The sequence below is a fragment of the Ferruginibacter sp. SUN002 genome (genome assembly GCF_050611725.1).
GTDB lineage: Bacteria > Bacteroidota > Bacteroidia > Chitinophagales > Chitinophagaceae > Ferruginibacter.
The window spans coordinates 2590687-2615853 of the sequence record NZ_JBODJB010000001.1 but is presented as its reverse complement, the minus strand read 5'-3'; the positions used below and the strand labels follow the sequence as shown (position 1 = coordinate 2615853).

The 25167-nt window shown below is 36.8% G+C and carries 21 protein-coding genes; 17 read left to right on the top strand and 4 right to left on the bottom strand.

What is annotated here, in order from left to right; genetic code table 11:
* The first annotated feature begins 6 nt into the window (after positions 1-6).
* The 6 genes from ACQ33O_RS11325 to ACQ33O_RS11300 all read left to right on the top strand — a co-directional run bounded on the left by ACQ33O_RS11325 (position 7) and on the right by ACQ33O_RS11300 (position 6255).
* The gene (locus ACQ33O_RS11325) at positions 7-855 is read left to right on the top strand and encodes a prephenate dehydrogenase (protein WP_430995698.1); all 849 of its coding nucleotides are present in this window, start codon (positions 7-9) and stop codon (positions 853-855) included.
* A 58-nt stretch (positions 856-913) separates the two neighbouring features.
* A complete protein-coding gene (locus tag ACQ33O_RS11320) occupies positions 914-2002 on the top strand; it encodes a chorismate mutase (protein WP_430995697.1) in 1089 nt (362 codons plus the stop codon).
* A 253-nt stretch (positions 2003-2255) separates the two neighbouring features.
* The gene (aroB, locus tag ACQ33O_RS11315; RefSeq protein WP_430995696.1) at positions 2256-3275 is read left to right on the top strand and encodes a 3-dehydroquinate synthase; all 1020 of its coding nucleotides are present in this window, start codon (positions 2256-2258) and stop codon (positions 3273-3275) included.
* A 15-nt stretch (positions 3276-3290) separates the two neighbouring features.
* Positions 3291-4580, top strand: coding sequence for a 3-phosphoshikimate 1-carboxyvinyltransferase (gene aroA, locus ACQ33O_RS11310; protein WP_430995695.1), 1290 nt, complete (start codon positions 3291-3293; stop codon positions 4578-4580).
* 113 nt (positions 4581-4693) lie between these two features.
* Positions 4694-5695, top strand: coding sequence for a chorismate synthase (locus ACQ33O_RS11305; protein ID WP_430995694.1), 1002 nt, complete (start codon positions 4694-4696; stop codon positions 5693-5695).
* Between the two features lie 110 nt (positions 5696-5805).
* Positions 5806-6255 carry a hypothetical protein gene (locus tag ACQ33O_RS11300; RefSeq protein ID WP_430995693.1) on the top strand — a complete coding sequence of 150 codons (450 nt, stop codon included), beginning with the start codon at positions 5806-5808 and terminating at the stop codon, positions 6253-6255.
* A 52-nt stretch (positions 6256-6307) separates the two neighbouring features.
* Here the strand turns inward: ACQ33O_RS11300 and ACQ33O_RS11295 are convergent, their stop codons facing one another.
* The gene (locus tag ACQ33O_RS11295; RefSeq protein WP_430995692.1) at positions 6308-6775 is read right to left on the bottom strand and encodes a hypothetical protein; all 468 of its coding nucleotides are present in this window, start codon (positions 6773-6775) and stop codon (positions 6308-6310) included.
* A gap of 67 nt (positions 6776-6842) precedes the next feature.
* Between ACQ33O_RS11295 and ACQ33O_RS11290 the strand changes: the two genes are divergently transcribed.
* Entirely contained in the window at positions 6843-8456 is a 1614-nt protein-coding gene (locus tag ACQ33O_RS11290; RefSeq protein ID WP_430995691.1) for a hypothetical protein, read from the top strand.
* A 70-nt stretch (positions 8457-8526) separates the two neighbouring features.
* Here the strand turns inward: ACQ33O_RS11290 and ACQ33O_RS11285 are convergent, their stop codons facing one another.
* A complete protein-coding gene (locus tag ACQ33O_RS11285) occupies positions 8527-10113 on the bottom strand; it encodes a S41 family peptidase (protein WP_430995690.1) in 1587 nt (528 codons plus the stop codon).
* Between the two features lie 81 nt (positions 10114-10194).
* Here ACQ33O_RS11285 and ACQ33O_RS11280 point away from each other — a divergent pair, with 81 nt between their 5' ends.
* The 8 genes from ACQ33O_RS11280 to ACQ33O_RS11245 all read left to right on the top strand — a co-directional run bounded on the left by ACQ33O_RS11280 (position 10195) and on the right by ACQ33O_RS11245 (position 21116).
* The gene (locus ACQ33O_RS11280) at positions 10195-11040 is read left to right on the top strand and encodes an N-acetylglucosamine kinase (RefSeq protein ID WP_430995689.1); all 846 of its coding nucleotides are present in this window, start codon (positions 10195-10197) and stop codon (positions 11038-11040) included.
* Positions 11041-11115: 75 nt separating this feature from the next.
* Entirely contained in the window at positions 11116-12348 is a 1233-nt protein-coding gene (locus tag ACQ33O_RS11275) for a T9SS type A sorting domain-containing protein (RefSeq protein WP_430995688.1), read from the top strand.
* A 128-nt stretch (positions 12349-12476) separates the two neighbouring features.
* The gene (locus tag ACQ33O_RS11270; protein WP_430995687.1) at positions 12477-13040 is read left to right on the top strand and encodes a hypothetical protein; all 564 of its coding nucleotides are present in this window, start codon (positions 12477-12479) and stop codon (positions 13038-13040) included.
* Between the two features lie 105 nt (positions 13041-13145).
* Positions 13146-13814 carry a succinate dehydrogenase cytochrome b subunit gene (locus ACQ33O_RS11265; RefSeq protein WP_430995686.1) on the top strand — a complete coding sequence of 223 codons (669 nt, stop codon included), beginning with the start codon at positions 13146-13148 and terminating at the stop codon, positions 13812-13814.
* A gap of 63 nt (positions 13815-13877) precedes the next feature.
* A complete protein-coding gene (locus ACQ33O_RS11260) occupies positions 13878-15854 on the top strand; it encodes a fumarate reductase/succinate dehydrogenase flavoprotein subunit (RefSeq protein WP_430995685.1) in 1977 nt (658 codons plus the stop codon).
* On the top strand, positions 15854-16723 hold the full coding sequence (locus ACQ33O_RS11255) for a glycosyltransferase family 2 protein (protein WP_430995684.1): 870 nt from the start codon (positions 15854-15856) through the stop codon (positions 16721-16723). Before ACQ33O_RS11260 ends, ACQ33O_RS11255 begins: the two co-directional genes overlap by 1 nt.
* 20 nt (positions 16724-16743) lie before the next feature.
* Positions 16744-17508, top strand: a complete 765-nt coding sequence (locus ACQ33O_RS11250; RefSeq protein ID WP_430995683.1) for a succinate dehydrogenase/fumarate reductase iron-sulfur subunit — start codon at positions 16744-16746, stop codon at positions 17506-17508.
* A 167-nt stretch (positions 17509-17675) separates the two neighbouring features.
* Positions 17676-21116, top strand: a complete 3441-nt coding sequence (locus ACQ33O_RS11245; protein ID WP_430995682.1) for a hypothetical protein — start codon at positions 17676-17678, stop codon at positions 21114-21116.
* Positions 21117-21198: 82 nt separating this feature from the next.
* Here ACQ33O_RS11245 and ACQ33O_RS11240 read toward each other — a convergent pair whose 3' ends face one another.
* Positions 21199-22191, bottom strand: coding sequence for a hypothetical protein (locus tag ACQ33O_RS11240; RefSeq protein ID WP_430995681.1), 993 nt, complete (start codon positions 22189-22191; stop codon positions 21199-21201).
* 147 nt (positions 22192-22338) lie between these two features.
* Between ACQ33O_RS11240 and ACQ33O_RS11235 the strand changes: the two genes are divergently transcribed.
* A complete protein-coding gene (locus tag ACQ33O_RS11235) occupies positions 22339-22671 on the top strand; it encodes a DMT family protein (RefSeq protein WP_430995680.1) in 333 nt (110 codons plus the stop codon).
* Here ACQ33O_RS11235 and ACQ33O_RS11230 read toward each other — a convergent pair.
* The gene (locus tag ACQ33O_RS11230) at positions 22661-23656 is read right to left on the bottom strand and encodes a WD40/YVTN/BNR-like repeat-containing protein (protein WP_430995679.1); all 996 of its coding nucleotides are present in this window, start codon (positions 23654-23656) and stop codon (positions 22661-22663) included. The two genes, ACQ33O_RS11235 and ACQ33O_RS11230, sit on opposite strands and share 11 nt — an antisense overlap.
* Before the next feature lie 108 nt (positions 23657-23764).
* On the opposite strand from ACQ33O_RS11230, the gene glmM reads away from it, so the two are divergent.
* Positions 23765-25144, top strand: coding sequence for a phosphoglucosamine mutase (glmM, locus tag ACQ33O_RS11225; protein ID WP_430995678.1), 1380 nt, complete (start codon positions 23765-23767; stop codon positions 25142-25144).
* Positions 25145-25167: the final 23 nt, after the last annotated feature.

Genomic DNA, 25167 nt, shown 5'->3' with positions numbered 1-25167 from the left:
AATTGAATGTTTAATAACGTTACCATAATAGGTGTTGGTTTAATAAGTGGTTCCTTTGCATTAGCATTAAAAGAAAAAGGGTTCACTAAAAAAATAATTGGCGTAAGCCGAACAGAAGCTTCATTAAAAAGAGCATTGGAGTTAGGTATTATTGATGAGGCGTTACCGCTAGAAGAAGCCGTAAAGCAAAGTGATTTGATCTATGTTGCCATTCCTGTTGATGCAACCATTCCTGTTATACAACAGGTAATGGAGTTAATAACCGACGAGCAAATAGTTGCAGATGCTGGCTCTACAAAATTTGCATTATGTGATGCATTGAAAGACCATCCGATGCGTAAACGTTTTGTAGCAACGCATCCGATGTGGGGTACAGAATATAGTGGCCCTGAAGCAGCTGTACATGGTGCTTTTGAAGGGAGGGCCTGTGTGATCTGTGAAAAAGAAAAAAGTGCAGCAGATGCAGTCACCACAATGGAAAATATTTACAAAGCATTTGGTATGCACCTGATCTATATGGATGCAGCTGCACATGATACACATGCTGCATACGTGAGTCATATTTCTCACATCACATCCTTTGCATTGGCAAATACGGTGTTGGAAAAAGAAAGAGAAGAGAATACCATCTTTGAATTAGCAGGTGGTGGTTTCGAAAGTACGGTGCGTTTGGCAAAAAGCAGTCCGGCTATGTGGGCACCCATCTTTATGCAAAACCGGGAAAATGTGTTGGACGTTTTAAATGAACACATTACACAGTTAAGAAAGTTTAAATCGAGTTTAGAAAAAGAGAATATTGAATATTTGAAAGAGTTAATGGAGAATGCCAATAAAATAAGAACAATAATTAAATAACATATCAAATCAGCCCCGCCATTAGGCTTTAAGGGCAAAAAAACGTAAATTTGCGCAAATGGAAACACAAACTAACACAATGAAAGAAGTAATGCAGGCGAAATGGAAAAAACGCCCTCTAATTATCAGCGGACCTTGTAGTGCCGAAACTGAAGAGCAAGTAATTGAAACAGCTACAAGATTAGCTAAAACAGGTAAAGTAGATGTGCTTCGTGCAGGCATATGGAAACCACGTACCAAACCAGGATTATTTGAAGGGATCGGTGCAAAAGGGTTGCCATGGTTAGCACAAGCTAAAAAAATAACAGGCTTACCAACAACTGTTGAAGTTGCAACAGCAAAACACGTTGAAGATGCATTGGCATTTGATGTGGATATGCTTTGGATCGGTGCCCGTACAACAGTAAACCCATTCAGTGTACAAGAAGTTGCAGATGCGCTTAAAGGAGTAGATATTCCTGTGCTGATGAAAAATCCTATTAATCCTGATCTTGAATTATGGAGTGGTGGATTAGAACGTTTACAAAAAGTGGGCGTTAAACAAATTGGTATGATTCACCGTGGTTTCAGTAACTACGGAAATACAGAATATCGCAACGCACCTATGTGGCATCTGCCAATTGAAATGAAACGTCGTTTCCCTGATATGCCGATCATTTGCGACCCTTCACATATTTGTGGAAACCGTGTAATGTTGCAATCAACTGCACAAAAAAGTATCGATCTTGATTTCGATGGTTTTATGATCGAAAGTCATATTGATCCGGATAATGCATGGAGCGATGCTAAACAACAAATCACTCCAGAGCGTTTGGGAGAGATCATCGATGCATTGGTATGGCGTAACGAAACTTCTGATAAAGCAGAATTTTTAAACGCATTGGCTACGCTAAGAGAGCAGATCAATCATTTAGATGATGAGTTGTTGACCATTTTAGGTCAACGTATGAAAATTGCTGATAAAATTGGCGAATACAAAAGAGATAACAACATTACGATCTTACAAACCAACCGTTGGAACGAAATTTTACAAAAAGGAATTCAACGTGGTGCTAAAGCAGGTTTGAGCGAAGATTTCATTACTAAATATTTTGATGCGGTGCATTTAGAAAGTATCAATCATCAGAATAAAATAATGAACTCGTAAGACTTTTTTTGTTACAGGCATTTGTTTTTCATGGCATCATCGTTGTGTCACTCACTTGTACGGTATACCATTATTAAACTTTTTTGTCTTAAATCAGCATTCTCAGCATTTAAGAATGCTCAGAATTTTGATCATGATGATTGGGATTTCAATCATTAGCGCTCAATAAGAATAAACAAAATTACAAGTACAAAAGTTGTAATTCTGTTCATACTTAAATGCTGAGAATTCTGATTCAGACAATTTACTCCATATGCAAACAACCTCTATTAACATCGGCAATAAACAAGTCAAATATTTTTTTGATGCAGATTTTTCTTATTTAGAAACGATCACATCAAAAAATAATACTGTTATCATTACTGATGACAATGTTTTCAAAAGCCAGCCATCAAGGTTTGAAGGTTGGAAAACAATTGTAATAAAAGCGGGAGAGGAGCATAAGCAGCAATCTACAGTTGACTATATTATCAGCGAATTAATAAAACTCGGCGCAGACAGAAAAACTTTCGTTGTAGGCGTTGGCGGTGGTGTAGTAACTGATATCACCGGCTATGCAGCATCTGTGTATATGAGAGGATTGAAATTTGGTTTTGTACCAACAACGATCCTTGCAATGGTAGATGCATCTATCGGTGGTAAGAATGGGGTTGATGTAGGAGTTTATAAAAACCTTGTAGGTTTAATAAAGCAACCTGATTTTTTGTTATTTGATTATACGTTGTTGGAATCATTGCCTGAAGAACAATGGGTAAATGGTTTTGCAGAAGTGATCAAACATGCCTGCATAAAAGACGAATCGTTGTTTACTTTATTAGAAGATTCGACTTTAGATTATTTCCAAAAAGATAAAGTAGCCTTGGCCGATCTGATAGAAAAAAATGTCAACATAAAAACCAAAGTTGTTGTTGAAGATGAGTTTGAGCAAGGGGATAGAAAATTATTAAATTTCGGGCATACAGTCGGACATGCGATAGAAAACATTTATCAGTTGTTGCATGGTCATGCCATCAGTATTGGAATGGTGGCGGCAGGCAGGATATCTGAAGAGATAAACAATTTTCATTCGACAGAGCTTGAGAAGATGATAAAAGTTTTAGCTCAATATCATTTACCAACAGAAATGGAATATGATAAAGTTAAGATCTGGGAAGTATTAAAACTCGATAAAAAGAAAGTAAGCAACGAAATGAATTTTGTGTTGCTCAATAAGATCGGCGATGCAACAGTACGTGCTATTCCGATGAATCAACTAGAACAATTAATTAAATAAAGTTTTGTCAATAAAATGATCGTAACAGTACATCCATCAACAATAAAGGGTAACATATTAGCACCTACTTCCAAAAGCAGTATGCAAAGAGCATGTGCAGCTGCTTTATTGCAAGATGGAGAAACAACGATATACAACCCGGGTAAAAGTAATGATGATCTGGCTGCTATTGATGTTATTCAAAAATTGGGAGCTACTATTGTAAAGAACGATGGAGATACATTGGTAATAAATACCTCATCTCTGAAACAAAGAGGCGCAGAAATGAATTGCGGCGAAAGTGGTTTAGGGATCAGAATGTTCACACCATTAGCAGCATTAAGTAGCCAACCAATTACCATCAATGGTACAGGAAGTTTATTAACCCGTCCAATGGATTTCTTCGATGATATTTTTCCTTTACTGGGTATAGAAATAAAATCGCTAGCAGGTAAATTACCCTTACAAATTAAAGGTCCTTTACAACCTGCAGATATCACCATCGACGGTTCACTCAGCTCACAATTTTTAACAGGCTTATTAATGGCCTATGGTAAAGCCGCAACAAAACCAGCAACCATCACCGTTAAAAATTTAAAAAGCAAACCATACATCGATCTTACTTTACAGGTAATGAAACATTTTGGTTATGATATAGTCAATAATAATTACGAATCATTCACAATCAATCCCAAAGCACCAAACGCTGAACCAATAAAATATACTGTTGAAGGCGATTGGAGTGGCGGTGCATTCTTAGTAGTAGCAGGTGCTATTGCAGGAGGCATTACCATTAAAGGATTAGATGTACAATCAACACAAGCGGATAAAAAAATATTAGAAGCGGTACGAGATAGTGGAGCATTGTTATCAATCACTGATACAGCAATAGAAGTGGCCCCACCATTGAGTTTAAAAGCTTTTCAATTTGATGCAACAGATTGCCCTGATCTATTCCCTCCGTTAGTAGCATTGGCATCTTATTGTAATGGTACTACTGCAATACAAGGAGTAAACAGGCTAGCACATAAAGAAAGCAATCGAGGATTAACTTTACAGGATGAGTTTGGTAAAATGGGTGTCGAAATTATTTTGCAAGATGATTTGATGCTAGTAAAAGGCGGCACAGGTGTAAAAGGCGCAACTGTACATTCTCGTCATGATCACAGAATTGCAATGGCATGTGCAACAGCAGCTTTAAAAGCAGACGGTGATACAACTATTGAAGAAGCTGAAGCAATCAATAAATCTTATCCTGATTTTTATGAGCACATGAAGTCCATAGGAGGTAGTATTGAAAAATTGCAAGAAACTATTAGTCGATAGCCTCAAGCTACAAGCCACAAGGGGAAAGCATACTGACCGGATCTCTTTGCTTATCCCTTGTAGCTTGCGCCTTGCAGCTAAAATTAAACTAACAAAACCAAGACTCTAACACAATGAATTCATTCGGACGTTTATTCAAACTCACCATCTTCGGCGAATCGCATGGCGAAAGTGTTGGTATCAATATCGACGGTTGCCCTGCAGGCTTACCATTAACTGTAGACGATTTTTTGCCTGATATTGAACGTAGAAAAGGCGGTACACAAAAAGGTGCAACACCTCGTCAGGAAACTGATCTGCCGATATTCAAAAGCGGCATATTCAATGATACAACTACCGGTGCTCCGATCACCATCTTGTTCGAAAATAATAATACCCGTAGCACAGACTATGCAAAACAACGCAGTCACCCTCGTCCGGGGCATGCAGATTTTGTAGCCAGCAAAAAATTTGGAGGCAATGAAGATTACAGAGGTGGCGGACATTTCAGTGGAAGACTAACGGTAGCCATGGTTGCAGCAGGCGTCATTGCTAAAAAATTATTACAGGGAATTGAAGTAAAAGCTACCATCACAGAAATTGGTGGCGATACAGATACAGAAAGAGGCTTACAAAAAGCAATTGAAGCAAAAGATTCAGTTGGTGGCATTGTTGAATGCCGTGTTACAGGTTTACCCATTGGTTTAGGCGAACATTTTTTCGATTCAGTTGAATCATTATTAGCACATGCAGTGTTTGCAATTCCTGCTGTTCGTGGCGTTGAATTCGGAACCGGTTTTGCTGCTGCAAAAATGTTGGGTAAAGAACACAACGACCCCATCGAGAACATGGAAGGTAAAACAACTACCAACCATGCCGGCGGAGTAGTAGGTGGCTATACTAATGGTAACGAACTGGTCTATCGCATTGCTATCAAACCAACATCCAGCACACCACAAGATCAATTCACCTTGAATTGGGAAACACAACAAATGGAAACCTTTGCAGTACGTGGCCGCCACGATCTTTGCATTGCACTTCGTGTACCCGTGGTATTAGAGGCTGTTACAGCTTTTGTTTTGGCAGATTTGATGTTATTGGAACAAAGAATACCAAGGGTGTTGAGCACTAAATAAAATTATCTCTTTAAAATAGTATCCCTGCTATGCTTTGCATAGCAGGGATTTTTATGTTATTGCATTTGTAATTTTTTCGTATTATTTTGAGAGCCAAATAAACACTTATCATGAAAGCACGAGTAGTATCAATTAAGTTATTGGCAGGATTGGTTCTTTTTAGTTCATTGCTGCTTATTTCATGTGAAAAATCCACCGGTGGAAATTTAACTCCTCAGTTCCAGTGGGAGCTAAATAATACGGGCTATTATCAAGCCTCTGCTAATGCCTATACAAATAATATAGAAGCCAGATCAACTGTAGGGCCTAATATAAAGCATCTCGAAGTTTCCCTTCACAGTGTTGATGCATTTCCTGTAGGAGCTTACACAATGGATTATACATTTGGAAATGTGATTGGCTTTTGGGATGAGAGTTCTCCCGGTTCAGCAGTTAGCTCAATGGCGGGAACTTTTAGTGTAACTAAAAAAGTTGATAACAGAATTAGCGGAACTTTTGATGTTACACTATCTGATGGAACAAATTTGTCAGGCGATTTTAAAAATCTTGAGCTTGAATAATTTTGAGTATAGGAATAGTTTGTAGTATAGTCTTCCTGCACCGTTCGGTAAACTACTTTCTTACAAAATTATAGATGTGCCATATGATAGCATTGTCACCCAATACTTCAGCTTTGAGTGTACCATTCTTTCTAAGTTCTAGGTATTTGAAATGAACTCTTTTTCTTTCTCCTCCGGAATTTTTAACATCTACATTTACTATTACATTGTAATTGTTGTTACAATAGGTTGTTCCAGGAGTTGCTTCAAAGCAATCCCAAGGTTCTTTCATGCTGTACAATATCCATTCTCCAGTATAGACCTGGTTTTCAAGATCAACATACTTCATTGTATTATCTGAATTGAACGTAAGGTCACCGCCTCTGATACTCATGCCGTATGTATTGTTATTGCCTGCTAATGTGATCGATTGTATATGCCATGAGCCTTGTATTTTTCTATCATACTTTCTCTCTAAAAGCACTTTTTCACAGCTAGTAAGGGAGATTATAATACAAAAGAGATATACAATTCTTTTCATAGCCAAATGTACTATTTTTTGAAATTTTGATGCCTATATTTGTCAATAACTATAACCCCAACCACTCATGAAAAAAATCTTTTCTTTTTTGTTTCTTCTTTGCTTTGTTGCAAATATTTGCTGTGCTCAAAAGTATGATCGGGAAACCTTGCGATATCAAAATACGCATATACCAAGTAAACTTATTTACGATCAAATAAAAAACTACGGTACTAATATTTCAGTTAATAGTACAAGCCAATTTACCATAGATTATCAGTATGCAAATGATCTTGCCATTAAATTGGTTTCTTACGATAAAGTAGATTTTAATAATGCAGACCTGAAAGTGTATGTTAGCTATGGGCCTTATATGTACATAGATGAAAAAACTGCTACCGAAACAAAGGAGGAAAAAGTAGATTCGGTGAAAAGAAATGTTACTTATTACAAGCGCATTCATAATTTCAGATATCCGATAACTTATAAGTTAGTGAATGGCAAAAACAATGTGGTGCTCTATCAAAATGCTTATTCAACAGATAATGTACGCAGTATAGAAAGCGCACAATATAAGTCGGAATATGAAGCGGCACGTGCGTTAGCAGGTAGCAAAACGGCATCACTTACCGCACATATTAATGAGCTTTGTAAAGCCTTTATGAATAACTGTAATTTTTACATAAAGGATATGTTTGATTTTTATCCGAACAATGATGCATTGGATTTTTTTAAAATAAAAAAATGGGATAATGATGATGAATACAATGGTCATGTAAAAGCGGTAATGAATGCTTTTAAAACGCAGACTTCAGATGAACAGCCGGCTATCATCAAAGAAAAGATTAAGGCAGATCTTGCTTATTTCCAATCTTTCGAAGGAAAGTTCGATCCGCAAGATAAGCATGAAGATATCCTGTACTTCTGTAATTATTACAATCTTGCAACAATACATTATTGTTTGGATGATTTTGATAAAGCACAGTTCTACATTCAAAAATTAGATTCATCTGATAAGAAAGAAAAATTGACTTCCTATTTAAAATCGGTTGTTGATATGGGCAAGGTAAGAACGGCCAAACATTTTTTAACCACAACCCATCTTGTATATAATCCTGTAACAGACTTTCGTCTTACAGGCAAGGCTTATACAAGCGATGCTGCAAGTGCAGTAGAAAATATTGCCAGTGCAATTGCTACCGGAACCGTGGTGTCAACCGATCAGGCAATATTGGTTGAAAATATGAAGGAAGTAAAAGGGAAAGTTGTTTTTGAAAAAACCACTAACCGTTTGCAGATAGTACCCAACGATAATCCGAGTGCTCCTATTACACTTACTGCACAAAACTGTGTAAGCTTTACAATGGATTCGGTAAAATATATTTCTTACAAACATGGTTACAATGGAGGAATTTCAAAAGGAATATTTAAAGTGATATACAGTTCCAATAAAATTACACTCGTTCAATTCATGGATAATTATTTCAAACCAGATCCGGGAAGTTTGGGTTTTAAACGTCCTACAGAAGATATGGTAACATATTTCAGCGGATTTGGTGTAAAGAAAAAAATGGCCAAATATTTTGAAGATTGCGAAGCAGTTAGTGATAATGCAAAGAGTGGTGATTTTGGTGGGGCCTTTTCAACAGACAAAGAACCAAAATTTGTTGAGTTGTGTAAGCAGTATACGGAGTGTAAATAAAGTAGATCAGTTGTAAAATTTAAAAGCCTGTTACATTTTTTGTAACAGGCTTTTAAATTATGTAAGATGATTATTTGTTTATGACTTCTAATGCTTTTTTCAGTCCGGTATCACCAGTATTATATACTTCATAAAAACCCTCACTACGCCATAACTGGCGGGCAATATAAGCTTTGATTCGTAGCAGTGTTTCTTCTTTCTCTTTACCGGTGATATTATTGATACTAACAGAGTCTTTCACTATAAATGCACCGAATTGTTTCCAGTCGGCAGCTGTTAAGCTAAATGATCTTGCAAAATCAGCCGGTGTTTTGTAATTGCTTAATTGCTGCTGATTTCGTAAAGAATATTTGTAAGCAAAATCACCAATGGTATTACTTATAAATATTCTTGCGGTATTTAACGAATAGTTCCCCGTATCGATAGGGATAAAAATATCCGGAGTAATGCCGCCACCACCGTACACTTTTTTACCACCCATTGTTTTGTACAGTTTGGTAGTATCATTTTTCACAGAGTCTGCAGATAGTAATTCTCCGTCATGAGAACGGTTGGATATTTCTTCCATATAAGCTTTACTACCTTTTGTATATGGTCGTTGTATGCTTCTGCCGATAGGGGTGTAATATCTTGCAATGGTCAAACGCAAAGCACTACCGTCGCTCAGGTCATATTGTTCTTGAACAAGACCTTTGCCAAAACTGCGGCGACCCACAATGGTTGCTCTGTCCCAATCCTGTAATGCTCCGCTTAATACCTCACTTGCACTCGCTGATCCTTCATCCATCAATAAAACCAATGCTCCTTTCTCAAATAATCCGGGTCTTTTGCAACGATATTCTTTTTTCGGAAAATGAACGCCTTCGGTATAGGTTATTAATTTATCTCCATCTAAAAATTCATCAGCAATTTCTGTTGCCTGATCTAACACACCACCCGGATTTCCCCTGAGGTCGAGGATCAATTTTTTAAGTCCTTGTTTTTGCAGTCGTTCCATTGCCTGCATGAATTCCACATATGTTTTTTGAGAAAATTTACTGATCTTGATATAGGCGGTGCCAGGTTCAACAAAATAGGCGGCGTCTACACTGGTAGTTGGAATAATATCACGGATAACTGTAAACGCTTTTTGTTGACCATTGCGTAAAACGGTTATTGTAACTTTTGTATCACGATCGCCCCTTAAAAATTTTCTTACCTTTTCTGAATTGATCTTTTTGCCTGTCACAACACTATCGTTGATCTTTAAAAATTTATCGCCGCTTTTTAGTCCTGCTCTAAAACTTGGCCCGTCAGGCAATACCGTAATTACATTTATGGTATCATCAAAAATATTAAACTCAAGGCCAATACCGTAAAACTGGCCGGCAATATCGTCATTGACTTCCTGTAATTCTTCTTTTGGAATAAAAACAGAGTGGGGGTCTAACTTGTTCAACATGGCGATAATAGCTGTATCGCCTAAATCACCCAATTTTACATCATCAACATACCGGTTACTGATCAAACTCAATACTTCCTGCAATGGGCTAGACTTGTCAATAGAAAAGAATTTTTTGCCCGGCATATTGTCTCGTACCTGATAACCGAAATACATCCCCAAGATCATTGCAACGCTGAAAAGCAACGGAATCCAGACCTGAACTTTTTTATTCATCTTTTTTACTCAAAATTTTCACGAAGTTATACGAATTAATACGAATGGTGTAACTTCAACCCATAATCGCAAGAAATTAACATGTCTATTATTTTAATCGCAGATAGTGGTTCTACAAAGGCAGAATGGTGCCTGATCAATGGTAAAACCAAAAAATCGATCGAGACACAGGGTATCAGTCCGTATTTTCTTACTGCAACACAAATTCAGGAAATTATTGAGAAAGAATTGTTGCCTAAGATGAAAAAAGTGCAGCCCGATAAAATATTTTTTTATGGAACGGGCTGCAGCAGTGCCGCTAATAAACAACAGGTAGCCGGGGCATTAAAAAAAGTATTTGGTAAAGTTTCTATATCGGTTGATCATGACCTGATGGCAGCGGCCAGAGCTTTGTGTGGCAAAGAAAAAGGAATAGCCTGTATTTTGGGAACCGGGTCAAATTCCTGTTACTTTAATGGCAGGAGTATTGCCAAGAACAGCCCCGGTATTGGTTTTATATTGGGAGATGAAGGCAGCGGAGCTTATCTTGGAAAGAAAGTCGTACAATATTATATGTACAATACTTTTGATCCGGATCTGATGGATAGATTCAATGCTAAGTTCAACACCTCTCCGCCAGAAATACTTGACGCCGTGTACAGACAGCCATTGCCTAATAGATATTTGGCCTCTTTTGTACCTTTTTTGATTGAGAACAGAGGCCATTATATGATCGAAAATATCATTGAGGATGCGTTCAACGACTTCTTTTTTAATCACATATATAAGTATAGCGAAAGCTGGAAAATGCCCATACATTTTGTTGGGAGTGTAGCTTATGGATTTAAGGATATCCTTAAGGAAATGTGTCACATGTATGAACTTCAGTTGGGCCAGGTTATCAAACGGCCAATGGATGGGTTGGTCAAATTTCACCGGGAGCGTTAGCAAAAAATTAACTTGTTTACTATTTTCCTATTCAGTAACTTACAATACTTTTTTAAAACAAAAAATGATACTCTTATGAACTGCAAATTTTTACTTTCAGCAACCTTTATTTCTGCTACGTTATTTGCCAATGCACAAGAGCAAGCAACGACAGCTTATGCCATTACAGGAAAATCTAATAACATTTATTACTGGGCAGATATTAAGCAAATTGATATTTCTTCAGGTAAGATATTAAAAACGCTTTTTGAAGCGGATAAAACTAAATACAATACTGCATTTTTAGATAAAGCAGATTTCGATAATGCTAGAATAAACCCTACAGCCTATGGTACTGCGGCTTGTGCTTTAGATACACGCCATAACAGATTGTATTTTGCGCCGATGCATTTTTCCGAAATTCAATACCTCGACCTGTCAAAGGAAGAAGTGAATTTTACTGTTGTAAAAAAGAATTTAATTGCAAAGCCTGCAAACAGTGCATTTCAAAGTGAAGAAGCTCAACTCACCAGAATGGTTATAGCAGCGGATGGTTTTGGGTATGCATTGTCTAATGATGCCAATCACCTGATACGCTTCAGTACCGATAAAAAAGCAACAGTAACCGATCTTGGTGCCATCACAGACGAAAAGAATTCAGCCATCTCCATTCATGAAAAAATTGAAGCATGGGGTGGGGATATGGTTGCCGATGCATTTGGTAATTTGATCGTAGTTTCTGCAAGACACAATGTTTTTTCTATAGATGTAAATACAAAAACTGCTAAACACATTGGCTCTATTACCGGCTTACCTGAAAATTATACAACCAATGGCGTTGTAGTTGATACTGACGGAAACCTGGTTGTAAGTAGTGCTAATGTTTTGGATGGTTTGTATAATGTTAACAGCAAAACATATGTTGCTACCAAAGTTAAAAGTGAAGAGAAGAGTTTCAATGCATCTGATATGGCAAATGCTAATTTGCTGTCACAAAAACAATATAATGAAATGCATGGCATTGCTCCCGGGGGATGCATACCTGCTGAAAATGCAACAGAAGTGAAGAAAGGCTCAAAAGTTTTTCCTAATCCAATTACAAGCAATAAATTTAATATTCAATTCAATAACTTAGAAGCAGGTACTTATAATGTTGTGCTCACAAATATTTCAGGAAAGGTGTTACAAACAAGTGTTATTGATCTTGCAAAAGGAGAAACATCCAAAGCAGTTACCATTGGCCAAAAACCAATACGAGGTTTTTATTTAGTGAAGATCATAAATGCATCTAAAAAAATTGTTAGTTCAGAAAAAGTTCTGATCAATTAAAATATTATATGGGTTAATAAGCAAAGGCTGCACATTGTGCGGCCTTCTTTTTTATGTGAATTTGTATGATTAATTTTGTAATGTATTTAATTGGTGCTAATCATAAAATTCATATTTAATCCTCATCAATGCAGGATATAGAGCCTTATTATAACTGGCGGCATTTGTACACAGCCGAAGAAGATTTTCGATCACCTTTTTATGGCCGTACCTATAGCGAATTCGAATTTTCCCAAACAGTTTACAACTTTTACATACATCCTCAATGGGATTATTTCGGTAGTAAAACATTATACATGAAAATTTTGTTTACTGATTATGAACAGCAATATGCAATCATAGAATTACTAGGAGAGTGGAATGATGCTATTGAAAATGATATAATGACCATTCGTCGGGATGTTACAGATCAGCTTTATGCAAACGGTATTATTAAATTTATACTAATAGCTGAAAATGTATTGAATTTCCATAGCAGCGATGACAGCTACTACGAAGAGTGGCGGGAGCAGGTAGAGGATAGTGGAGGATGGTTAACAATAATAGACATGCCTGAGCAAACTCAATACGATTTTAAACGGGCAAGACTAACTAATTATGTATCATTGATTGAGTTTCCGCAATGGCGTACGTTAAAGCCGGATGTAGTTTTTACTCAAATAGATAACTGGATGCTAAAGCTATTAGAGTAAAAATTATGTGTTGGTATCGTTTGCATAAAAACATTGATAAATGGTTTGTTTTGAAATTTTGTAACGTACTTTTGTGAACCATATTTATATTATAACTTCTGCTATATGACTTTTAAACAGTTTTTTACTTCCTCAATAGGCAAGAAATTTGTAATGGGCCTTACCGGTCTTTTTTTAGTTAGCTTTTTAATTGTGCATGTTGGTGTTAACTCCTGCATCTTTGTAAATGATGGTGGCGAAACATTTAATACAGCCGCACACTTCATGAGTCATAATTGGGTAGTAAGAATTTTAGAGATCGGACTTTTTGCCGGATTGATTCTTCACATTATTCAAGGGCTGATGTTATGGCAACAAAATAAAGCTGCCCGTCCCATAAATTATGCAGTTAGCGATGCAAATAAAAACAGTAAATGGTATAGCCGCAGCATGGGTATTTTAGGTACGCTGCTTTTATTGTTTCTTGTAATGCATCTTTCTCATTTCTGGGTACATACAAAACAAGATATATACTTCGGTGATGATAATGAAAATTCATACGAAAAAATAAAAGAAGTTTTTAGCGTGTGGTATTGGGTCGTATTGTATGTTGTTGGTGTGATCTCTTTATTCTGGCACCTGGTACATGGTTTTAGCAGTGCATTTCAAACATTAGGCGTTAATCATAAACGTTATACACCGATCATAAAAAATGTTGGTATCGTTTACTCGGTTGTTGTTTGTGTATTGTTTGCTTTAATGCCGATTCTCATGTTTTTTGACATTATTCAATAAGCATTAGTTCGGGCGTATGCATTTTTTTAATTTTTAATTTTTCATTCTTAATTAACCAACGATATGGCTTTCGATTCAAAAATTCCGCAAGGCGAAATGAGCAAAAAGTGGGAAGATTACAAAGGACATGTAAAACTTGTAAATCCTGCCAATAAGCGTAAAATTGAAGTAATTGTTGTAGGTACCGGTTTAGCAGGGTCTTCTGCGGCCGCTTCTCTGGGAGAGATGGGGTATAAGGTAAAAACATTTTGTTTTCAGGATAGCCCACGCAGGGCACATAGTATTGCCGCACAAGGTGGTATCAATGCTGCAAAGAATTATCAGAATGATGGCGATAGCGTTTTCCGTTTATTTTATGATACAGTAAAAGGTGGAGATTACCGTGCAAGAGAAGCTAACGTACATCGTTTGGCAGAAGTAAGTGCAAATATTATCGATCAATGTGTGGCACAAGGTGTTCCTTTTGCTAGAGAATATGGCGGCATGTTGAGCAACAGAAGTTTCGGAGGTACACAGGTACAACGTACTTTTTATGCAGCAGGACAAACAGGTCAGCAATTATTATTAGGAGCATACAGTGCTTTAGAAAGACAAGTAGCATTGGGTAATGTAACTCAATATAGCCGTCACGAAATGTTGGATGTGGTAATGATCGATGGCAAGGCAAGAGGTATTATTGCAAGAGACCTGATCACCGGAAAATTAGAACGTCATTTCGGTCATGCGGTACTGTTATGTACCGGAGGTTATGGTAACGTATTTTATTTAAGTACCAATGCAATGGGTAGTAATGTTACCGCTGCATGGAAAGCACATAAGAAAGGAGCTTTCTTCGGAAACCCTTGTTTCACACAAATTCATCCTACATGTATTCCTGTTAGTGGCGATCATCAAAGCAAATTAACCTTGATGAGTGAGTCATTAAGGAATGACGGACGTATCTGGGTGCCTAAACAACAAAATGATAATAGAAAACCAACAGATATAAAGGAGGAAGAAAGAGATTATTATTTAGAGAGAAGATATCCGGCTTTTGGTAACCTGGTTCCAAGAGACGTTGCAAGCCGTGCTGCAAAAGAAAGATGCGATGCAGGTTATGGCGTAGGTAGCAGTAAGCAAGCGGTTTATCTTGATTTTGCCGCAGCGATCATTCGTTACGGGAAAACTGAAGCAGGAAAGCAAGGTCTTACTAACGTAGATGATCAAACGATCATCAAAATGGGTAAAGAAGTAGTGAAAGAGAAATATGGTAACCTTTTTGATATGTATGCTAAGATCACCGGTGAAGATCCGTATGAAACGCCGATGAGGATATACCCTGCGGTACACTATACCATGGGTGGCCTTTGGGTGGATTATGAATTACAAACCACTGTTCCGGGTTTATATGCTTTAGGCGAAGCAAACTTCAGCGATCACGGAGCAAATAGATTGGGAGCAAGTGCGTTGATGCAAGGATTGGCAGATGGTTATTTTGTAATTCCTTATACATTGGGCAATTACTTAGCGGATGATATTCGTACTGCGGCTATACCAACTACACATCCTGCATTTGAAGAAACAGAAAAAGCTGTTAGCGATAGAATCAATACTTTGATGAATATTAAAGGAACGAAAACTGTCGAAAGCTTCCATAAACGTTTAGGAAAGATCATGTGGGACAAATGCGGTATGGCACGTAACGAAGAAGGCTTGAAACAAGCAATCGCTGAAATACAGGCTTTGAAAAAAGAATTCTGGAGTGATGTAAAAATTCCGGGAGATATCAATGAAATGAATCTTGAATTAGATAAAGCCGGCAGGGTAGCAGACTTTATTGAATTAGGAGAGTTGATGTGTAAAGATGCTTTGAACAGAAGAGAAAGTTGTGGTGGTCACTTTAGAGAAGAATCTCAAACAGAAGATGGCGAAGCAAAACGTGATGATGAAAACTTCAGTTATGTGGCAGCATGGGAATACAAAGGAGAAAGTGATTGGCAATTAAATAAGGAAGTACTGAATTTTGAAATTGTACACCCTACACAAAGAAGCTATAAATAGTGAAAGTCAGCGGCTTTACATTTGTAAAGAATGCCATCAAGTTTGGTTATCCGGTGGTGGAATCTATTACTTCAATTTTACCGGTAGTAGATGAGATGATTGTTTGCTTAGGAGATTCTGAAGATGATACAACGAAGTTGATCGAATCTATTGGTTCTGATAAAATAAAAATTATCCATTCTGTTTGGGATAATAGTTTAAGAGAAGGAGGAAGAGTGCTGGCGGCAGAAACAGACAAAGCAATTGCAGCAACGGCAACAGATAGCGATTGGCTCTTTTATATACAGGCAGATGAAGTAGTGCATGAAAAATATCATCCGACGATACTGGCAGCAATGCAAAAATATAAGGATGACAAAAAAGTAGAAGGGTTATTGTTTAACTACCTGCATTTCTACGGTAGTTATAAATACACCGGAGATGGCAGGGCCTGGTATTCAAAAGAAATTCGTGTAATACGAAACAATAAGAAAATTAGTTCTTACAAAGATGCTCAGGGGTTTAGGTGGAGTGATAACAGAAAGTTGAATGTTAAACTGATCGATGCTTATATCTATCATTATGGTTGGGTAAGAAACCCGGTGACGATGCATAGAAAGCAGCAGAATTTCAGAAGTTTGTATCGGTCGATAGCTCATGAAGTAAAAGATGATACAGCAGCATACGATTATTCACAGGTTGATACACTGACCCTGTTTAAAGGTACTCATCCTGCGGTGATGCAAGAATTGTTGAGTAAAGAAGATTGGAACTTTGACAGAGATGTAAATCAGAAGAAGTTTAAAAATTTTAAACACAGAATATTATACTTCATCTGGCAAAATTTTGGATGGCGGCCATTTGAATACAGTAACTATAAAAAGATTTAACAACATAGCAATTCAATAATATGGAACATTACAATATGAACCTTACGCTTAAAGTTTGGAAACAAAAAAATGCCACTGCAAGCGGAAATTTTGAAACATATCAGGTAAAAGATATTTCAAGCGAAATGTCATTTCTGGAGATGTTTGATGTGTTAAACGAACAATTGATCAGTGAAGGGAAAGATCCGATCGCATTCGATCATGACTGTCGTGAAGGTATCTGCGGAATGTGCAGTATGTACATAAATGGTCGTGCTCATGGCCCATGGGCAGAAAATACAACCTGTCAATTGCACATGAGAGCGTTTAAAGATGGCGACACAATTGTTGTGGAACCATGGCGTAGCAAAGCTTTCCCGGTAATCAAAGATTTGGTAGTTGACAGAACTTCTTTTGATAGAATCATTCAGGCAGGCGGTTATATATCGGTAAACACCGGTAATGCTCAGGATGCAAATGCGTTGCCAATAGATAAGAAAGATGCCGATGCAGCTTTCATGGCTGCTGCATGTATAGGTTGCGGTGCTTGTGTTGCTACTTGTAAAAATAGTAGTGCCATGTTGTTCGTAAGTGCTAAAGTATCTCAATTAGCCTTGTTGCCACAAGGACAGCCAGAAAGAGAAAGTCGTGTGTTGAACATGGTTGCTCAAATGGACAAAGAAGGTTTTGGTAACTGTACGAATACATATGCCTGTGAAGCTGAATGCCCTAAAGGTATCTCTGTATCTAATATTGCCAGACTGAACAGAGAGTATCTAATTGCAGGCTTAAGTACTGAAGAATAACCGATTTTTTGTTAAAATAACCCAATGCCTTCCAGCGGAAGGCATTTTTATTGCAGCATATTATTGATAAGCAGCGTCTTAAACAATATATGCTAACTTTAGCAGCATAATTTTAATGCTACAACTTGAAATTACGGTTCTCATATTTTTTCTTTTTTTGTTTAACGATGGTGCATCTGTGTAATGCACAAACACCCTTGTCGAATCTGCGTAGCAAATTCATAAGTACAACAAGTCAATCAATAGAATTAGATACAGTAAGTATCATTCCCAATACGATCAATATTTTTAGCGTACCACCTTCGGCATATTTTATAGATGTGATCAACGCAAAGCTTACATGGATCAACAAACCAATAAATGATAGTGTTTTGGTGAGTTATAGGGTATATCCCTTTAAATTGAATTCGATTGTTTCACATCTGAATTACGATAGTATTCGAAATAATTTTATAGCAGTAAAACCATATACGGTTAACTATGGTAACAAATCATCGGCTCCGGTATTTGATTTTGGAGGCATCAATTACAATGGTAGTTTCGGCAGAGGTATATCATTTGGTAACAGTCAGGATGCTGTTGTGAACTCGAGTTTGAATTTACAATTGAACGGGTTTATCGGCGACAGTCTTGAATTGACTGCTGCCATTACTGATAATAATATTCCTATTCAGCCTGATGGCAATACACAAAGTTTAAATGACTTTGACAAAGTTTTTCTCCAAATTAAAAAGAAAGGTTGGCAGGCTAATTTTGGGGATATCGATATTCGTCAAAGCAAGAACTATTTTTTAAATTTTTATAAAAGATTGCAGGGGGCCTCTTTTATAACAGATAATAAAATAAATAAAAATATCAGTAATTCTTTTTTGGTCAGTGGTTCGGTAGCCAAGGGTAAGTTTACTAGGAATTTTATTGTCACAACAGAAGGGAACCAAGGCCCATACAGATTACAGGGTGCTAATAATGAATTGTATTTTACAATACTGGCAGGTACCGAAAGGGTTTTTATTGATGGTGAATTGTTGCAAAGGGGGGAAGATCAGGATTATGTAATTAATTACAATACTGCTGAACTAACGTTTACACCTAAACGTATGATCACAAAGGACAAACGTTTACAGATAGAGTTTGAATATGCCGATCGAAATTTTTTGAATTCAAATCTTTATATCAGCGATGAGATCAATTTCAATAAAAAATTATCATTGAGTATTGGCGCTTTTTCTAATCAGGATGCAAAAAATTCATCCATTAATCAATCTTTGGATGATCAGCAGCGTCAATTCCTTTCAAATATTGGGGATGGTATAGATACCGCTTTTTATATCGATGCACAAAGGGATACTTTTTCGGTAGATAAGATCTTGTATAGAAAAATTGATACACTTTATAATATCACTCAGCATGATTCCATATTTGTGTTCTCTGTAGATCCTACAGATACTTTGTACCAGGTAGCATTTACTTATCTCGGACCTGGCAAAGGAAACTATGTGCAGGAATACAATGGCGCCAATGGAAAAGTGTTTAGATGGGTAATGCCCGGCATCGGAGGGCAAAAGTCAGGCGACTGGGCTCCGTTAATGCTTTTGGTAACACCCAAGAAACAACAGATACTTACATTGGCAGCAGACTACCGGCTTACAACAAAAACAAGATTAAAAACAGAGGTTGCTATTAGCAAGTATGATATTAATCTTTTATCTGCAAAAGATAAAAGTAACGACAATGGGGTAGCAGCCAAGATTGAGGTAATGAATGATAACAACAAAATCAGTCTTTTTAAAAAACAATTGAAATTGCAATCTATTCTTGGATACGAATATGTGCAAAAAAGATTTAAGCCCGTTGAGCGATTGCGTAATGTAGAGTTTTTGAGAGATTGGAGTTTGCCCTACACGATTAATCCTGCTGATGAACATATTGCCACGGCCGGATTTACACTAACTGATGTAAAGGGTAACAGTGTAAAGTATACGCTTGTAAATTATAATCGAAGCGATCGTTATAATGGCGTACGACAACAACTGAATCATTTTGCTCAAATAAAAAATTGGAAAATCACTGATGTAGTAAGTGTTACTAATATAAATAACCCTTTATTGAAAGGTGTCTATATTCGACCAACAATTGACGTCAATACAATTTTAAAAAAATTAAGCAACTATCAAGTCGGCATAAATTATACGGCAGAACATAATAGGTTAAGAGATAAGAATACGGATACTTTATCTCCAATGAGTTTTGCTTTTAATGTTTTGCAGGCGTATTTAAAATCGGATGTTAACAAACTGAATAGATGGGGAACTTCGTATTTTACCAGAAACGACCTCTATCCTGTATCAAAAAAACTAATGGAAGCCGATAGAAGCGATAATTTCAATTTATTTACAGAGTTGCTAAAGAACGACAGGCATCAATTCAAATTCAATTTTACATATCGGCAATTACATATAAAGAATGCTTCTATCAGCAATCAAAAAAAAGATGAAAGCATTTTAGGCAGAGCGGAGTATTTAGTAAATGAATTTAGCGGCTTCTTGTCCGGTAATATTTTGTACGAAGTTGGTGCAGGGCAGGAACAGCGAAGAGAATTTACTTTTGTTGAAGTGCCGTCGGGTCAGGGAGAATATACGTGGAATGACTATAATGGAGATGGTATAGCTCAATTGAATGAATTTGAAATTGCTTTATTCACAGATCAAAGAAAATATATTCGGGTAAATACACCTACCAATCAATACTCAAAGGCTAATTATTTACAATTTAATTATGCGGTTGATCTGGCGCCGAAAGCAATTCTGAACAATAAGAAGACAGGAATTACAAAATTTTTATCAAAAATTACATCATCATCTGCATTACAAATAAGCAAGAAAGAAATTTCTACGGGTAAGTTTTTGTTCGATCCTTTTTCGAAACAACTATCAGATACAACTTTACTTACGCTAAGCTCATTTCTTTCAAACACAATTTTCTTTAATAGAACAAATGCTAAATGGGGCATGGATATTACACATATTGTCAATAGTGGTAAATCGTTATTGACCTATGGTATTGAAACAAGAAAATTGCGTAAGCTTGTTTACAAAGCCAGGGTTAATTTTAATCGAAATATTACAGCCAATTTAATGGCACATTCAGGATTGAATAGTTTGAGTACACCGAAGTTTGCCAACAGGAACTATTATATTGATGAAATGGCTGTTGAACCCGCTATCAGCTATATCTATAAAACAAAGATCAGAACAACGTTGTCTTATAATTTCAGTGGTAAAAAGAATGCATCCGGATTTAATGAAGAGGTTAGCAATAATGCGTTAACGGCTGATATTAAGTATAATGTTTTGTCGAGCAGTACAATAAATGCTCGCTTTACTTTAAACAATATAGATTTTAAATACACTAACGGAGGTTCTCCTAACTCTACAGTAGGGTACATTATATTGGACGGTTTATTGCCAGGAAAAAATTATTTGTGGAATATTGAGTACACAAAAAGACTTGGTGGCAATATAGAATTGAGTATTCAATATGATGGAAGAAAGCCCGGAACTGCAAGAGTAGTGCATGTTGGAAGAGCTTCTGTTAGGGCTATATTATAAGCAGTGTTGTGTAAAAATGAAAAGTGAAAAATGAATAACTAAAAATAGCAGTATTCATTTTTCACTTTTATCTTTTCATTTCTTAACTGAATAATCCACCTTTTTTCAGGTGATGTACGCCTTCGCCAATTTTAAATCCGTTATTGTAAACAACAATTTTATAATCTCCGGTTGTATAATCACCCGCTTTCCAGTCAAAGCTTAATGATTGGCGTTGACCTTGAATATAATTTATTGCAATGCGTTTTGTGTATTTTATTTCATTTCCTTCTCTGTCAATGAAGGATCCGGATCCTAATCCATCTTCGGTAACTGTCTTGCCATCTGGAGTTGTAATGCAAACAAAAATATCTTTATTTCCCGATTTTGTGATCCTGTTTTCATCAATGTCAAATGTGATACGGAATTTGTCAACACGTTTAGCAGTACTGGTTTCTTTTTCTTTTCCACTCTTTTTTTCATTAATACCGATCACTGAGAAGTGGGATGCATGCAGGGTAGAGCCAATGTCAATTATGTTTTCTTTTTCCTGAACTACACCTTTGGTAGAATCAAGATCACTACTGAGTTTGTTTTTTTCCTGAGTGATCATTTCCTTCTCTCTGGTAAGTTGTATTTTTTCACCTTTTAAAACTTCTATCTGCGATTTATAATCTTCAATATCGCTGTTCAACGACTCGATCATTTTTCTAGCTTCAGCTAATTTGGTCTTATCGCCATTCGCTGTTGCCAGTAATTTTTGTATCGCTTGTTTTTTTGCAGCTATTTCTTTATCCCTTGCGGTGATCGTACTGTCTTTCTTGATACTGATAGTATTTAATTCATCATATCTATCAGTTGCTTCATTCAACAGTAATTGTAATGTGTCTTTTTCAGAAACTGCCGTTGCGTATTTGGCATCTTTCTGAGCAAATATTTCCTTATTCTTGCTTTTATCCCAAATGATATAACCCCAGGTTGCCAATAAGGCAATTACAAGTGCTACCATTATTGCCGTACGCCAGTTGACGTTTGATTTTTTGGGAGGTGTACTTTGGGGGGTAGGGGCTGCAGATGGATAAGTTTCGAAAGTCATAGTTTAAGTCTGTTGGTTAATGAATGTATGGCTAAAGTAGATACTTGCCCGATAATTTCCAAAACCATGCCAAAATAAACCGCATTTTTCTTTTTGAGGATATTAGCGATAGTTTAATCTATAATTTTACGTTATAAATCATTCTTTATGTTGAGAACCATTTTATTATTAGTGTTTTCTAATATGTTCATGACCTTTGCCTGGTATGGTCATTTGAAGAATACAAGTATGCCTTTGTGGAAAGCGGTAGCTATTAGCTGGGGTATTGCTTTTTTTGAATACTGCCTGATGGTGCCGGCAAACAGGCTGGGTTATACAAATGGGTTAAGTGGCTTTCAATTGAAAATAACTCAGGAAGTCATTACATTGGTTGTTTTTGCAGTATTTGCGGTTTTTTACCTTAAAGAACCCTTTCACTGGAAATATCTGGTAAGCTTTGCTTTTTTAATTGGAGCTGTATACTTTATGTTTAAAAAATAAGTTTACCTATTTTGCCGTCGCCTGCAAAAAATACAGCGTCTCCCGATTTAGATTTTCTGCAAACATTATATCCTTCATCGCTGATGCGTTTCCAGTTCATACCATCATCATTGGTAATATCTACACCATTGAAACCACAGGTAACCCATTGCTTTTTCTCAATATACTCAACGCAGCTTCTGTAGCCTGATGGAGGAGTTTTAGGAACGATCCACTTATTACCGGCCTCTTTGGTGATAAAACAATTATTGCTTGTGCTGTCTTTAGCAAGATAATTTCCACCAACTACAATATACATTTTGCTATTTTTAGCTGCAACGGAATTAGCCCCAATGCTTGCGGAGTCCGTAGTGAAAGGGATATCAATTTTTTTGTCTCTGATAAACAATCTGGATTTTTTCCCTCCGGTTACAAACACCACTTCTTTATTGTTTATTTTACAGATATTGGTGCCACTGGCAGCGAAACAGGCTTCGCCATCATCAGCCACTGGATAATTTTCTGGAGGAATACCCCTCCAGGTTATACCTCCATTGAAAGTACGACCAATGAAAAATTTCTGATCAATAGGGTCACCAATTACAATGCCACTGTTTTCATTCCAAAATTCCATCGCATCAAGAAACATTCCCTTGGTCTTATCTACAAACACAGCCTCCCAGGTTTCACCGGCATCGGCTGTTCTTAAAATATAGGCAGGCTCACCGGTACCCATTATTACAGCTGTGGTTTCATCAAATGCTTCAATATCTCTAAAATCTGTCTCTTCAAAACCTCTAACCGATATCCATTTGAAGGTGTTGCCACTATCACGGGATATGCCTATAGCGCCGTGGGTTCCGCTGACCCAGATGACTCTATCGTTTACAACGGATAGCCCTCTGATAGAAACTTCAAAAGTTGCAAGTGTCTTAACTGTTTGTGCAACACCAATATAGAATGTTGCAACACTTAGGAGTAGTGTGAGCAGGAGTTTGGGTTTCATGGTAAGTAAATTTAATGAAAAATCAGAAAAGATCATCAACAGAGAAAAATCTGCCTGTCATCCGTAGGTAAATTTGTATCTTTGCACCTCAAAAATTTTAAATAAAGGATGGCCTTAATAAAAAGCATATCGGGTATTCGTGGAACTATCGGCGGGAGCACAAATGATAATTTTACACCTGTAGATATAGTAAAATTTACTGCAGCGTATGGTACTTTATTGCTTGAGCAAAATGGTAATAAAAAGGTGGTGGTAGGAAGAGATGGACGCATTAGCGGAGAGATGGTTAAAAACCTTGTTATTGCAACATTGAATGCGTTAGGAATAGATGTAGTTGATTTAGATTACAGCACAACACCAACTGTTGAAATGGCGGTTGTTTTTGAAGAAGCTGCAGGTGGCATCATACTTACCGCAAGTCATAATCCGAAAGAATGGAATGCATTGAAATTACTGAATAGTACCGGTGAGTTTATTGATGCTGCACAAGGTGCGAAAGTGCTCGAGATTGCTGCAAGAGAAGATTTTAATTTTGTGTCGGTGGATAAATTAGGAACCGTAATTAAAGATGAATCTTCTTTACAAAAACATATTGATGCCGTTTTGAATTATCCTTTGGTGGATGTGGCCGCTATTAAAAAAGCGAAATTCAAAATTGTATTGGATGCTGTGAATAGCACGGGTGCGATTGCTGTACCGGCTCTGTTAAAGGCACTCGGCTTAAAAGATATTATTGTGTTGAATGAAGAAGTGAACGGAAAGTTTGCTCATAACCCGGAGCCATTGCCTGAGCATTTAACAGAGTTGAGTGCTGAGGTAGTGAAACAAAATGCTGATCTGGGTATTGCTGTTGACCCGGATGTTGACCGACTTTGTTTTGTTTGTGAAGATGGAAGTATGTTCGGAGAAGAATATACGTTGGTTGCAGTTGCAGATTATGTTTTAAGCAAAAGAAAAGGGAATACGGTTTCAAATATGTCATCTACCAGAGCATTGAGAGATGTTACTGAAAAGAATGGTGGAGAATATTTTCCGAGTGCTGTAGGTGAAGTGAATGTGGTGACAAAAATGAAAGCGGTGAATGCTATAATAGGTGGTGAAGGGAATGGAGGTATTATAGTTCCGGATCTGCACTATGGTAGAGATGCTTTGATCGGGATTGCATTATTTCTGACACATCTTGCCGAAAGCAAAAAAAGTATCAAGCAATTAAGAAACACTTATCCGAGTTATTTTATCAGTAAAAACAAAATTGCTCTTGAAAATGGTATTGATGTAAAAGATGTTTTTACAAAGATCAAAACAAAATATAAAAACAATCCTATTAATACCGAAGATGGATTGAAAATAGAATTTGATACGGATTGGGTTCATTTGCGTACAAGTAATACAGAGCCCATCATACGTATTTATGCAGAAAGTAATTTTGAAACAACTGCCGATAATATCGCAAAAAGATTGATGAAAGATATTAGTGAAGCAATGTAAATGCAATTGGTCCATGGTCAATA